Origin of the sequence: Desulfonauticus submarinus, assembly GCF_900104045.1 — a bacterium.
GTDB classification, from domain to species: Bacteria; Desulfobacterota; Desulfovibrionia; order Desulfovibrionales; family Desulfonatronovibrionaceae; genus Desulfonauticus; species Desulfonauticus submarinus.
Map to the genome: position 1 here is coordinate 231022 of NZ_FNIN01000001.1, position 12662 is coordinate 243683.

Here is a 12662-nt window from a genome sequence, read left to right on the forward strand (position 1 = left end):
GGTATGAGTAATATTTTAGACAGATTAACATCTTTAGAAGGCGTGAAAGGTGTGTGGATATCTGTGGGAGGTAGAAAAAAATCTAAAATTTTATTATCTTTAGATGATAGAGTAAAAGAGCAGTTAGAACAGGTAGTTAATTATTGTCAGGAAATAGTAAAAGGAGAAAAAATTGTTTTAGGATGTAAAACAGAATATGATTTTTTTCTTATAAATGTATTTTCTTCAGATACTTATGTGGTTGTCTGGGCTGGAGAAACAATAGATTCTGCTATTTTAAAAATGGAAATAGATATTATTTTGGAAGAGTTTTTTGAAAACAATAAAAGTCTATTTAAAAAGTTTAAATTTTGGTAATTTTTAATGCAAGTCATTGATATAATTTATACCTTTTATAATGCTAAACATACTGGATGTTTAGTTATTTTAGATAAAGGTATAGAAAAAGAAGGATATGTTTATTATTATAAGGGGAGTATTTATTCAGCAGAATATGGAAAATATATAGGATATGATGCCTTATTTTATCTTGTTTCTTTACAAAATGTTGATTATAAATTTTATAATAATAAATTCTCAAAAAGAGAAGACTTTCAGGAAGATACGATAGTAATTATTGAAAAATTGAGAGAGGTAATTATGTTGGGGCTAAATAAAAAGATAAGATTAATTCCTGAAGAAAGAAGAGTATCTTTGAGTGAAAGAGAATGGAGAATAATAGCTTTATCTCAGCGAGGAGTTACTTTAGAAATTTTGATTAAACTTTCAGGTTATGAGAAAGAGGAAGTTTTAAAAATTGTGTCTGGTCTACAAGATAAGGGAGTTATTGAATTAGTAGATAATCTACTTGAATATGAGAATGCTAAGAGTGAAGGGAGAAAATATACCCCAAAAGTTTTTTGGACAACGTTAGTTCAAGAATTAAAAGTTTATTTAGGGCCGGTGACTAAAGAAATTATTTTAGATGAGATTTATAATCTAGGTGAAAAAATAGAGAAATTTCCTATTTCTAAATTACCCTTATTAGTGGAAAAATTGTCCCAAGAAATTGATTCAAAGATAGATAGATTGAACTTTCAGAAAAAGATGCTACAAACTATAAAAAAGATGTAAGGAGGATTTCATGAGCATAAGGTGGAAACTTATTTTAACCTTTCTTTTAGTTTCTATTTTACCTTTAGTCTTAGCAGGTGGTTCTGGATATTTACATATCAATCAAGTAAGTTCTTTAGCGCTTAAAGAAAGTGCTCGTAGTTTAGAAATAGCATATAAACAATTGGCAGAACAAAAAACTTTGGACATAAAAAAGGCATTAGAGTACTTTGTGTCGAATAAGATGATTCGTGATGATAATTTTCATATTGAAGATTTGCAGTTTGATCCAGCATTTACTTCTTTAGGGATTCAGACATTTGGTAAGACGGGATATTCTTGTATTTTAGAAAAGAAGAAAGATAAATTTTCTTATTTTTTACATCCCAATCCTAAAATGATAGGCAGAGATATTACTTCTCTTATTGCAAGAAATATAAAATTTAAGCGTTTATTCTTACGGGCTGTGGCCAAAGGTTTTGCTAGTGGTATTGCTGAAATCAGTTCAGTCAAATCTTTTTACGTATTATCAAATATCGAAGGGACTTCTTTATATATATTAACTAAGGTTAGTTATTCAGAGATAGAAGGTCCTATTCAAGCTTTGAAAAAAAGATTTAACGAAGAAAAAGAGACATTTTTAATGCAGTATTATGTTGGTGGTCTAACGACAGGAGCTTTAGTCCTACTTATTGCTTTATGGTTTAGTATTAGATTAGCAAGGCCAATTACTTATCTGACAGAAGTTGCAGAAAGAATCAGTTTGGGAGAATTGGAAGCGCCTATTGATATTACCTCTACAGATGAGATTGGAGACTTGGCTGATGCATTAAGACGAATGCAAGTTAGCCTTAGAAAAGCTATTCAAAGATTGCAACGTCGATCTCAAAGGAGATGATAGCTATGCGTTACAATGTGAAAGACTTTATTTTTTTAATAATATTAATAATATTGGGAACTGTAGTTGTTTGTTATGCCCAGCCTGTTAATTTACTTGAAATTAAAGATGAGTATTATATTGATAAATTTGGTCCTTATAAAATGCCAAGTGTATATTTTTCTCATGATATTCATGCTAATGAATATCAAATATCTTGTAAATCATGTCACCATATATATAAAAAAGGAAAGAATATATGGACTCCAGAAGATCATGAGAAAACATGTACGGAATGCCATAATAAAAATAAAGCTGAAGCAATTAATTCCTATCATATGAAATGTTGGGGATGTCATAAGAGGTTAAGAGAAGTATATCATTTAGCTGATACACCTACTAATCAATGTCAAAAGTGTCACATAAAGCCTAGTGAGGTGGAAAAAGAGAGAAAAAGAATTCAAAAAAAGCTAGAAAAGAAAAATGAGACGTTATTTAAAATTATTCAAAATTTAAAGGTAAAAGGATTTTATTAGGAGTTATTTATGGATAATTTAGATGTAAAAAGGATTCAACAAGAGGCCTTTTCTACTATTGATAATTTGTTTAGTGATGGTAAAAGTAAAGATGAGAATATTATAAAATTAAAAGAAAAAATTTTAACTTTAGATTGGGAGTTTAATCCCAATGATATTCAAGAAATTATTGATATATTAAGTAAATTAAAAAATAAGTACACAGATAAAGTAAATAGTGTACTTATTTCTATGATGATAAATATTTCCAAATTTTTGCTTGTAGCCAAAGAAAAATCTCCTTCTGATACTTTAAATGTACTTGCTTATATTATTGATTTTTTTGCAAGATTAAATGAAGAAGAAATTACTGTTGAAGAAAAAAAGAAGTATATTGCTGAAATAAAATCTAAGTATATTAAAATAAAAAATGCCTTTACTAAACTTCAGTCTGATTCACATAAAGAACAAAAAGCTCAAGAAATTGAAGATAAAAATAAAGAAAAAGTTGTCATAGAACAAGAATCTATAATAAAATCTGAGACTGAAAGTTTATCACAAGAAAAGCAAATAGAAAAACAAGAAGTTTTTGTAATTGAAGATGAAGAAAAACAGGAAAAGATTAGAGAATCTTTAGATGATGTTTCAAAAGAATCTATTAGGGTAGAAAATATAGATTTTATTTTAGATAAATTAATGTCTAAAATAGAATATAATCTGTCAACAATTATTGAAGAAAATTTTAAATATGTTACAGAAAAATTACGTAAATTTGAAGAACGTTTAGAAGATATTGCAAGTGAATTACAAATAATTAAAAGAGATTTTAAAAATACTTCTTTTTTTAAAAAAGAAGATCATCGCAAAGATAAGGCAGATGTTTTGTTAGGTGACAAAGAGGTTAAAAAAGAGTCAAAAGTTATAGAAGATGGGGATACTAAACTAATTTTAGATGGAAAAGATGATTTTGAAATCGAATTAGAAGAGGATATGGAGGTTGTGGAATTAGATACTAAAGAAGAGCAAAAAGAAGAAAATAAAAAAGAAGAGGAAAAAGAAATATTTTCTTTTGAAGAAGTGTTTGAAGATACAGAAACAAAAGAAGATAATTTTTTTCAAGAAGATGAAATTATTCCTTATGTAAAAGTTTTTAAAATAAAAAATAAATTATTAGCCATAGACGATTCTAGTATAGGAGGTATCTTTAAAGTTTCTCCGTCAAAAGCTAAGTCTTTGTATAAAAAAGAAAGGTTTAAATTAAAAGAGATAAAAACATTGTTTTCTGGTTTAGCAAAACACGTAAGAGGTAGTTTTAGTAATTTAAAAGAAAAAGAATTAAAAAATTTAGAAGTAGAAATATATAAATATCCTGAACAATTTGTGGATAAGTTTAAGTATATGATATTAATAGATTATGAAAAACCATTGGTTCTTTTTGTAAGAGATATTGTAGGAAATAAGATATTTTTACCTAAAAATAGAATACCTGCAAAAAATGTAGACTCCCTTTTTAATTATAAAGTAACAATAGCTGGAATTGGAGAAGTAGAATATTTTGAGATATAAACTTTTATTTTTGAAATTATTATAGGTCAAATAATATGAACAAGCAGGATGTAAATATAAAGATTAAAGAAGCTAAGATATGTCTTGAACAAGGATTATTAGAAGAAGCAGAAAAGATTCTTTCTACTCTTCAACAGAATATTAAAGCTGAAAAATTACAATTACCTGAAAAACAAAAGAAAGAAATCGAAGTATTAATAAAGCATTTAAAAACAAAAAATAAATCGGATACTGGTAATATTAATGTTGCTCAAGAAGTTAATTTAAACGAACGATATAACCAAGCTCTTGTTTTTATGGAGCTTGGCTTATGCGAGGAGGCTCTTGTTGATTTTAAAAAATTAATTTTAGAAAATTATAAAGTTAATGATGTTGTTAAGAAAGCCATACAATGCTTTAATAGATTGGAAAAAAAGATAGAAATATGTAGTTATTTTGATGAAATTCTTTCTAGTCCTAATGTATCTGATATTTATAAAGATCTTATTCGATTAGAAATTGCAAAAGTAATGGAATCTCTTGGTATATATGTAAAAGCATTTGATTATTATAAAAGTATTAAAAACCCTCAGGTTGCAGAAAGTATTAAAAGTAAGCTGAAGTTAATTGCAGCTAAAGTTAAAGGTGGATCAAAATATAGTTATCTTTTAGAAGTTTGTTTGACAAAAGAACAATTGCAGCAGGCTATTAAAAGAGCAAATAAAGAAGATAAAAGTGTTGAATATGTTCTTATAAAATATTTTAATATTCCAAAAGAAGAAGTTGGAAAATCTTTATCTATTTTTTATGATTGTAAATTTGTTCCTTTTTCAAAGGAATATAAACCTCCTTTAGATTTGATTCACAATTTAAAAAAAGATTATTTAATTAATAATGTATGGTTACCGATTTACAAAAAGAATAATAAAGTTATTGTTGTTATTGATGAGCCAGATGACTTTTCAAGAACAGATACTATTAGAGCTATTTTAAATAGTTATGAACAGTCTTTAATTTTAGAATTTGCAGTGGGTATTAAAGAAGATATTTTAGATCTAATTGATTTTTATTTGGGAGATGTTGAACAAAAATTACAAGTTGAGTTTAAATCTACTAACATTGAAAATATAGAAGATTTAATTGATGATGTAGAAATAGAAACAGAAGAGACAGAAGAAGATATTACTATTTCAGAAAGTGATAGTAAAGTTGTTCGTTTTGTAAACAAAATGATTTTAGATGCCTATAATAAAAAGGCCTCTGATATTCATATAGAACCATCTGCAGGTAAAAAGGTTACTGATATAAGATTTAGAGTTGATGGAGTATGTCAGCATTATATTAATGTTCCTAATCCTTTTGCCAAGGCTCTTGTATCTAGAATTAAAATTATGTCCAATTTGGATATTGCAGAAAGACGTCTTCCTCAAGATGGAAAGATTAAATTTAAGCATCATGGAAAAGTTTTAGTAGAACTTCGTGTTGCTACCTTACCGACAGTAGGTGGCTATGAGGATGTAGTTTTACGACTTTTGCATACTGGCAAACCTTTGGCCTTAACCGATTTAGGCATGACAGAGGAAAATTTAGAGAAATTTAAGAAAATTATTGCTCAACCTTATGGCTTAATACTTGTTGTTGGTCCTACAGGTTCTGGTAAAACAACCACCTTACATTCAGCTTTGAGCTATATCAATACTCCTGAAAGAAAGATATGGACAGCTGAAGATCCAGTGGAAATAACCCAAGAAGGTCTTAGACAGGTGGAAGTAAAACCTAAAATTGGATTAACCTTTGCAAGAGTTTTAAGAGCTTTTTTAAGAGCTGACCCAGATGTTATAATGATTGGTGAAATGAGGGATGAAGAAACAGCTTCTACAGGTATAGAAGCTTCTTTAACTGGTCACTTGGTATTTTCTACCCTTCATACAAATAGCGCTCCAGAAACTGTTACTCGTCTTTTGGAAATGGGACTTGATCCTCATAATTTTGCAGATTCTTTATTAGGCGTTTTGGCACAAAGGCTTCTTAGAAAGTTGTGTCCTAAATGTAAGGAAGGTTATCATCCTTCTAAAAAAGAATTTGATTCTTTTGTGGCTGAATATGGTGAAGAGCAATTTAAAGAGTTGGGGATTGAATATAATGATGATTTTATTTTATATAAACCAGTAGGATGTGATGATTGTGGAGGAACAGGATATAAAGGACGTATAGGTATACATGAATTGTTGTTGAATACAGTGACAATTCAAGAACTTATCAAAGAGAGAGCTTCAACTGAACGAATTAAAGAAGCTGCCATTAAAGAAGCAAAAATGACTACTTTGAAACAAGATGGTATGTTAAAATTTTTCCAGGGTATTACTGATATAAGAGAGGTTAGAAGAGTTTGTATTAAATAGATTTTATTAATTTAAAGTAGTTTATTACATTTATAAAAATAAGAAGTTAAAATTTTAAATATACACTTAGCCGCAACACTTTGAGATAAGACATTAGAAGAAACTGGAGCTAATTCACAAAAGTCCAGTCCAATAAAATTGACAGGAAATAATTCAAAGAAAAATTTTTTTAACCAAACATAGGAAATACCTTCAGGTTCAGGTGTACCTACTCCTGGCATAATAGAGGGATCGAGCCCATCTGCATCAAATGTAATATAAAGAGGACGATTCCCTATAATTTGCTTGCAAAAAGAAGCAGTTTCAAAGGGGTTTTTCATATTCCATGCAAAAAAAGTATGAATCTGTTCTTTTTTTTGTTTGATTAATGATGCTTCTTCTTTGCAAACACTTCTTATACCAACTTGGATTAGGTCTATATTAAATTCTAAACATCTTTTCATAACACAGGCATGAGAGTACCTGCTTCCTTCATATTCTTCTCTTAAATCTGCATGAGCATCTATTTGAAGCACCACTAAATTTTTATAAAATTGAGAATAAAATTTTATAAAGGGTAGGGTGATGGAATGTTCTCCTCCTAAGGCAATAAAAAATTCTTGTTTAGGGTCGAATTGTTGTAAAATATTTTCTATGTTTTTTAAATATTCTGATACACTATTTATATTTCTTTTTGGTTCTGGTAATACTTTAAAGTAGCAATAATCTTCTAAAGAAATATTGAGTTCTGGATCAAAAGTCTCTATTTGGATACTAGCTTCCATTATAGCCTTGGGACCAAATCTAGTCCCTGTCCCATAACTTACTGTACCTTCATAGGGGCACGGTAAAACAAAAATTTTCTTTTTATTCTTGTTATCTATTTGGGATGTAAAATCAAAAAAAGTATTCATTTTTAATTTTTAGGGGATAAAAACCACTGCTGAAATTGTTGTTGTCCACATTCCACCTACACCTGCTGTTACACAAGGAGCTGAACAAGACTTTACTATTTTACCACTCATTAAATATATTTCTCTTCTTTCATCATAATCTTTATTAGCGTCAAATTCTATACCTAAAGTAGTAGCTAACATAGTCGAAGCCAAATCTTCTGCAAAATCTCCTATTTCTTTTTCATCTGCTCCAAAAGTTGTGTGCTCAGAAATATATCCATATTGATTCTTATCTGCTGGTAAAGCTATACCAACAGCAGAGCCAACTAATCTGCCTTTTTCATTAGTTGCGTTTCTAGCCATTACACAAAAAGTGATTTGGCCAGGGCTAAGTAGTTTAATTCCTTCTTCTATTTCTACAAACTCACAATTTGGAGGGAAAATGCTAGAAACATATACTAAATTTTGTTTTTCTATTTTAGCGTCTCGTAATGCTAATTCAAAAGATTGTAATTTATTTTTATGTCTTCCTATTCCTGTTGTGAAAAAAGCCTTTGTGGGAACAAACATCTATTGCCTCCTTCTAAATATTATCTTAGCGCTTTAACTCTTTTTTTCCCTTTAAAAAATAATTTTTAATATTGCTTTGTTTTAAAATAAGACGAGCGTCACTTTCATTGTTTGATTTGATTGTTATTAATATTCTATGCCAAATATTATTTTTGATTTTTGTTGTTTCCATTTTAACTGTACACTTTACTGGACATACTTTTAATATATTCTTTTTAACTTCTTTTAAGTAAAAAAAAGCTTCATTTTTATTTTTATAAGATGCACACTGATAAATATACTTATATAAAAATTTTTCTTTTATCTGCTTTTTTTTATTAATACTTTTTGATAACTTTTTTGGTTTATTATTAGTCTTTTCTTTTTTGCTTTTTTTATTTTCTTTTTTTTCCTGATTTAAATTATTTTTTATTTCCTGCAATTTATCTAAAAAAACTAATTTTTCAGGGGGAATTATATTATCTTGTTGTTTTTTTTCATTATCTTCAATAGTAATTTGTTTTTTTATTATATTTTGTACTTTATATCCTCGTCCTATAACTAAACCTAAAATAAAAGCCCAACACATTCCTATAAAGAGTATTAATATCCAATATAAACCTCGAATATTTTTAGTTTCTAATGAAAATTTTTTGTTTTTTGATTTAGCCATAACTACATTTTTTTTGGAGCATTAACACCTAATAAATCTAATCCTGTATATAAAACATATTTTATTGCCATGAGTAAGATTAATCGTGCTTGAATTAAATTCGTATCTGTAGCTGTTAAAATAGGGTGTTCATTATAGTATCTATGAAATAATGTTGCTAGTTCATATAAATAAAAGCTTAAATAATGCGGTGTTAATTGTTTAGAACATAATATTAAATTTTCTTCAAATTTTGATAAATGTTTTAGAATAGAAAGATCGTTTTTTGTGTTTAAAAGAAATATATTTTTTATACCTTGATTTTGGTCAAATGAAATTCTTTTTTCTTCTGCTTTTCTAAAAATAGAACAAATTCTAGCATGAGCATATTGAACATAGTATACTGGGTTTTCTAGAGATTTCTTTTTTACTAACTCTAAATCAAAATCTAGGTGACTATCACTTTTTCTACTTAAAAATATAAATCGTGCAGCATCTACTCCAACTTCATTATATACTTCTCTAAGTGTAATAAACTGTCCTGCTCTGGTAGACATAGCTATTTGTTGTCCATTTCTTAATAAATTAACAAGTTGAACCAGTATCACTTGAAGTTGTTCTTTTTGTTTTCCTAAAGCTTGTATCGCAGCTTTCATTCTGGGAACATAACCATGATGGTCAGCTCCCCAGATGTCAATTATTACATCAAATCCTCTTTGATATTTGTTAAAATGATAAGCAATGTCAGATGCAAAATAAGTTAGAGAACCATCACTTTTTTTTAATACTCTATCTTTGTCATCTCCAAATAAGGAACTTTTAAACCAAAGAGCACCTTCTTTTTCATAAACTAATTTTTTTTCTTTTAAAAAATTTAAAGTTTTTTCTACTTCTCCTTTTTCCACTAGAGATTTTTCTGAAAACCATATGTCATGTTTAACTCGAAAATTTTTTAGATCATCTTGAATATCTTTTAAAATTTTTTCTTTTGCATAGTTTGTGCAGAAAATTAAAGATTCATCTTCATTAATTTCTAATAATTCTTTTCCTTTTATTTTTATAATTTCTTTTGCTAGATCAATTATATAATCACCTTTATATCCATCTTCTGGAAATTTACATTTTTTACCAAGTAGTTCTTTATATCTAGACCATACAGAAGCTCCTAATAATCGAATTTGACGACCTGCATCATTGATATAGTACTCAGTAGAAACATCATAACCACAAAATTTTAAAATTCTAGCTAAACTATCTCCAACTGCAGCACCTCTTCCATGTCCAATATGCAGGGGACCAGTAGGATTAGCAGAGACAAATTCTACTTGTATCTTTTGGTTCTGACCAAAGTTATTGGTGCCAAAACTTTCTTTTAACTCTAAAATATTTAGTACTATTTCTTGCCATACTTTATTTTTAAAATAAAAGTTTAAAAAACCTGGCCCTGCAATTTCTATCTTTTCTATTAACTCTAAGTTTAGTAATTTTTCTTTTATTTCCTGAGCCCATTCTCTTGGATTTTTTTTAACTTGTTTAGCAGTAATAAGAGCTATGTTAGAACTTAAGTCACCAAATTTTTCTTCTTTTGGTGGCGAGATTGTTCCTTTTTCAGGCCAAGCGATGCTATATATATTAAGAATTTCTTGAATACTATTTTGTAAATACTGTTTTAATTTCATTTATTTAACCTCAGCAAAAGATTTGCTTTCTTTTAAATTAGAACATTTATAAACTTTTACGTCTGTTTTATCTGCTAATATTTGCGCTGTCATTTTACTTAGTACATTTTTGGGTCCTATCTCTAAATAAGAATAAATTCCTTGTTTATACATATTTTCTATACTTTGAATCCAAAACACAGAAGATATCATTTGCTCTTTTAAAACTGTTTTAATTCTATCTGGATTTAATTCTTTTTCTCCTGTGGAGTTAAGATAAACGGGAAAATCAGGAGAAGAAAAATGAACTTTTTCTATTTCTTTTGCAAGTTCCAGAGATGCTTCTCGCATTAAGGGAGAATGAAAAGCTCCATTTACAGGAAGTTTAATAGCTCTAACTCCTTTGTAAGATTTTAGATTATTCACTAATTCATCAATGAGATTAATTTCTCCACTAACAACATATTGAGTATAAGTATTATAATTAGCAATTAAAATAGTGCCTTTTTCAGCTAACTTAGAAACCAAATTTTCTAATTGGGAAAGAGGCATTTTTAAGACAGCCACCATAGCCCCTGGAGAAAAAGTTCCTGCTTCTTGCATTAATTTGCCTCTAATACTGACTAGTTTAAGAGCATCTTGTACTTCTATAACCTTAGCTGCAACAAGAGCTGAGTACTCACCCAGACTATGTCCAGCCAGGCTTAAGGGTTTCAAATGTGATTTTAAATAAAACCAAAGAGATAAATTAACAACAGTCATTGCAGGTTGAAGGTAAATAGTTTTTGCTTGATCTTTTGCTTCCCCGTCCCAATATATTTCTCTAAGAGGAAAACCAGAAATTTTTTCTCCTATTTTCCAAAGATCCATGGCCTCTGGCCAAAATTCTGCTAAGTCCCTTCCCATTCCTTTTTCCTGTGAACCTTGACCAGGAAATAAAAGAGCTCCTTCAAATAAAGTCATTTCTTTCTTGCTCCTTAAAAAGGTTTACTATAAAAAACCGAGCTTACTAAGATAATTTTTTCTTTTTTAAAAGTCGAGAAAAAATTTGGAAGAAAAATTTTTATTTGAAATTTTAGAATAACAACTATAGTTGATTAAAAATTAAAAGAGTTTAAAAAAAGAAGAATTATTGAGAATATTTCAAAATATCCTTGTTTTTTATTTTAACTTTATTATTTGAATTTGAAACTTTGAAATGAGTATATTCAATTTAATTTCTTTAGAACAAAAGCAACAAATAGAGTATTTTATTGAATTAATATTAAAATGGAATAGTAAAGTAAATCTTGTTGGCTTTAAAAATAGAGAAGATATTCTAAATTATTTAATTAGCGATAGCTTATTTCTAGCTGACTTTTTTAAAAAGAGTCTTGTTTTTAAAAGTAAGAAATTGACTTTTATAGATTTGGGTGCAGGTGCAGGACTTCCAGGAATACCTTTTAGGATAATACATAAAGCTGGAGATTATTATTTAGTAGAAATAAGAAAAAAAAGAGCAATTTTTTTAAAAAATGTTATTTTTAAATTGCAACTTTCTAATACTTATGTATTAGAAGAATTAGCTCAAAATTTATTTGAATATCATTATTCTGCTGATATAATTATTGCTAGAGCTTTTAAACCTTATCTCCAAGTATTGAAAATAGCCTATCCTCTTTTAAAAAAAAGAAAGGGTAGGGTAGTAATATTGGCTAATAAACCAAAGCCAAAAAAACTTCCCAGTAATTGGCAGTTAGAAACAGTTTATTCTTATCAAATAGAAGAGAAAAGTCGTTATTTTTGGTCTTTTAAGCCAAACATTTGACCAAGTTGAGAATTTTTAAAAATTAATCTAGTAGCTACTTCATCTGCTATTTCTGCTATATCCATCACTCGTTCTAAATAATCTAAAATCTCCATTCTTCTTTCTTCAGAAGAATATTCAAAATCTTCCTCTAATTTGCCAGACTTTAAATAATCTTCTAATTCATTTAAAAATTTTTCGTTTAACATAAAATTCCTCCAATATAAATATTTTTTTACTCATTATGATAAGGATGACCTATAATAATAGTTAAACTTCTATATATTTGTTCTAATAGTACAACATAAGCTAACTCATGACAAAATGTTAATGGAGATAAAGATATTAATAAGTCAGCTTTATTTTTAATTTGTTGGCTATTACCATATGATCCACCTATTATAAAACAAGGTATTTTTTGTTGAGTGCATATATTATCTATAACTTTACTAAATTCTATACTGTTAAATAGTTTTCCTTTTTCATCTAGTAGTATTATAAAATCTTTTTTATCTATTTTATTAATTATATTTTTACCTTCTTGGTTTATAATAGTAGAAAAGTTTTTTGCCTTAACTTCTTTTATTATTATTTCTTTTATGTTACATATATTTTTTATCCTATCAAAATATAATTTTGATGCATTATAAAAATACTTATTTTTTATTTTACCTACTCGAATAATTTTTATATTATATGTTAGCTTCATCG

At 27.9% G+C, this 12662-nt stretch carries 14 protein-coding genes; 7 read left to right on the plus strand and 7 right to left on the minus strand.

The window, feature by feature from the left end:
- Nucleotides 1–3: 3 nt before the first annotated feature.
- Genes BLP60_RS01115 through BLP60_RS01140 form a run of 6 tightly spaced genes read left to right on the plus strand, consistent with a single transcriptional unit; the run spans nucleotide 4 to nucleotide 6431 of the window.
- Nucleotides 4–357 carry a hypothetical protein gene (locus BLP60_RS01115; RefSeq protein ID WP_092062083.1) on the plus strand — a complete coding sequence of 118 codons (354 nt, stop codon included), beginning with the start codon at nucleotides 4–6 and terminating at the stop codon, nucleotides 355–357.
- Between the two features lie 6 nt (nucleotides 358–363).
- Nucleotides 364–1113: a DUF8082 domain-containing protein gene (locus BLP60_RS01120; protein ID WP_092062086.1), complete on the plus strand. Its 750-nt coding sequence runs from the start codon at nucleotides 364–366 to the stop codon at nucleotides 1111–1113.
- 10 nt (nucleotides 1114–1123) lie between these two features.
- On the plus strand, nucleotides 1124–1990 hold the full coding sequence (locus BLP60_RS01125; protein WP_092062089.1) for a HAMP domain-containing protein: 867 nt from the start codon (nucleotides 1124–1126) through the stop codon (nucleotides 1988–1990).
- A gap of 5 nt (nucleotides 1991–1995) precedes the next feature.
- The gene (locus BLP60_RS01130; RefSeq protein WP_159427665.1) at nucleotides 1996–2505 is read left to right on the plus strand and encodes a cytochrome c3 family protein; all 510 of its coding nucleotides are present in this window, start codon (nucleotides 1996–1998) and stop codon (nucleotides 2503–2505) included.
- Between the two features lie 9 nt (nucleotides 2506–2514).
- Complete coding sequence (locus tag BLP60_RS01135; RefSeq protein ID WP_092062095.1) at nucleotides 2515–4050, plus strand: hypothetical protein; 1536 nt, start codon at nucleotides 2515–2517, stop codon at nucleotides 4048–4050.
- A 35-nt stretch (nucleotides 4051–4085) separates the two neighbouring features.
- Nucleotides 4086–6431 (plus strand): GspE/PulE family protein, encoded by a 2346-nt coding sequence (locus BLP60_RS01140; protein WP_092062097.1) that lies wholly within the window; start codon nucleotides 4086–4088, stop codon nucleotides 6429–6431.
- 11 nt (nucleotides 6432–6442) lie between these two features.
- On the opposite strand, the gene speB is transcribed toward BLP60_RS01140, so the two are convergent.
- From speB to BLP60_RS01165, 5 genes are read right to left on the minus strand one after another with little or no spacing between them, the layout of a single operon-like run.
- Nucleotides 6443–7324, minus strand: a complete 882-nt coding sequence (speB, locus tag BLP60_RS01145) for an agmatinase (protein ID WP_092062100.1) — start codon at nucleotides 7322–7324, stop codon at nucleotides 6443–6445.
- 9 nt (nucleotides 7325–7333) lie between these two features.
- The gene (locus BLP60_RS01150) at nucleotides 7334–7876 is read right to left on the minus strand and encodes a pyruvoyl-dependent arginine decarboxylase (RefSeq protein WP_092062102.1); all 543 of its coding nucleotides are present in this window, start codon (nucleotides 7874–7876) and stop codon (nucleotides 7334–7336) included.
- A gap of 25 nt (nucleotides 7877–7901) precedes the next feature.
- Complete coding sequence (locus BLP60_RS01155; RefSeq protein WP_092062105.1) at nucleotides 7902–8528, minus strand: hypothetical protein; 627 nt, start codon at nucleotides 8526–8528, stop codon at nucleotides 7902–7904.
- 2 nt (nucleotides 8529–8530) lie between these two features.
- Nucleotides 8531–10186, minus strand: a complete 1656-nt coding sequence (gene argS / locus BLP60_RS01160; protein WP_092062108.1) for an arginine--tRNA ligase — start codon at nucleotides 10184–10186, stop codon at nucleotides 8531–8533.
- Entirely contained in the window at nucleotides 10187–11128 is a 942-nt protein-coding gene (locus BLP60_RS01165) for an ACP S-malonyltransferase (RefSeq protein WP_092062111.1), read from the minus strand.
- Nucleotides 11129–11363: 235 nt separating this feature from the next.
- Between BLP60_RS01165 and rsmG the strand changes: the two genes are divergently transcribed.
- Nucleotides 11364–11972: a 16S rRNA (guanine(527)-N(7))-methyltransferase RsmG gene (gene rsmG, locus BLP60_RS01170; RefSeq protein ID WP_092062114.1), complete on the plus strand. Its 609-nt coding sequence runs from the start codon at nucleotides 11364–11366 to the stop codon at nucleotides 11970–11972.
- On the opposite strand, the gene BLP60_RS01175 is transcribed toward rsmG, so the two are convergent.
- Together BLP60_RS01175 and BLP60_RS01180 are read right to left on the minus strand one after the other, a co-directional pair.
- A complete protein-coding gene (locus tag BLP60_RS01175) occupies nucleotides 11942–12160 on the minus strand; it encodes a hypothetical protein (RefSeq protein WP_092062117.1) in 219 nt (72 codons plus the stop codon). The two genes, rsmG and BLP60_RS01175, sit on opposite strands and share 31 nt — an antisense overlap.
- A 26-nt stretch (nucleotides 12161–12186) precedes the next feature.
- A complete protein-coding gene (locus BLP60_RS01180; RefSeq protein ID WP_092062120.1) occupies nucleotides 12187–12660 on the minus strand; it encodes a 23S rRNA (pseudouridine(1915)-N(3))-methyltransferase RlmH in 474 nt (157 codons plus the stop codon).
- Between the last annotated feature and the right edge of the window lie 2 nt (nucleotides 12661–12662).

What these genes read in the sequence shown, in the direction of transcription:
- BLP60_RS01115 (WP_092062083.1), top strand. Translation starts at nt 4, where the DNA reads ATGAGTAATATTTTAGACAGATTAACATCTTTAGAAGGCGTGAAAGGT.
- BLP60_RS01120 (WP_092062086.1), top strand. Translation starts at nt 364, where the DNA reads ATGCAAGTCATTGATATAATTTATACCTTTTATAATGCTAAACATACT.
- BLP60_RS01125 (WP_092062089.1), top strand. Translation starts at nt 1,124, where the DNA reads ATGAGCATAAGGTGGAAACTTATTTTAACCTTTCTTTTAGTTTCTATT.
- BLP60_RS01130 (WP_159427665.1), top strand. Translation starts at nt 1,996, where the DNA reads ATGCGTTACAATGTGAAAGACTTTATTTTTTTAATAATATTAATAATA.
- BLP60_RS01135 (WP_092062095.1), top strand. Translation starts at nt 2,515, where the DNA reads ATGGATAATTTAGATGTAAAAAGGATTCAACAAGAGGCCTTTTCTACT.
- BLP60_RS01140 (WP_092062097.1), top strand. Translation starts at nt 4,086, where the DNA reads ATGAACAAGCAGGATGTAAATATAAAGATTAAAGAAGCTAAGATATGT.
- speB (WP_092062100.1), bottom strand. Translation starts at nt 7,324, where the DNA reads ATGAATACTTTTTTTGATTTTACATCCCAAATAGATAACAAGAATAAA.
- BLP60_RS01150 (WP_092062102.1), bottom strand. Translation starts at nt 7,876, where the DNA reads ATGTTTGTTCCCACAAAGGCTTTTTTCACAACAGGAATAGGAAGACAT.
- BLP60_RS01155 (WP_092062105.1), bottom strand. Translation starts at nt 8,528, where the DNA reads ATGGCTAAATCAAAAAACAAAAAATTTTCATTAGAAACTAAAAATATT.
- argS (WP_092062108.1), bottom strand. Translation starts at nt 10,186, where the DNA reads ATGAAATTAAAACAGTATTTACAAAATAGTATTCAAGAAATTCTTAAT.
- BLP60_RS01165 (WP_092062111.1), bottom strand. Translation starts at nt 11,128, where the DNA reads ATGACTTTATTTGAAGGAGCTCTTTTATTTCCTGGTCAAGGTTCACAG.
- rsmG (WP_092062114.1), top strand. Translation starts at nt 11,364, where the DNA reads ATGAGTATATTCAATTTAATTTCTTTAGAACAAAAGCAACAAATAGAG.
- BLP60_RS01175 (WP_092062117.1), bottom strand. Translation starts at nt 12,160, where the DNA reads ATGTTAAACGAAAAATTTTTAAATGAATTAGAAGATTATTTAAAGTCT.
- BLP60_RS01180 (WP_092062120.1), bottom strand. Translation starts at nt 12,660, where the DNA reads ATGAAGCTAACATATAATATAAAAATTATTCGAGTAGGTAAAATAAAA.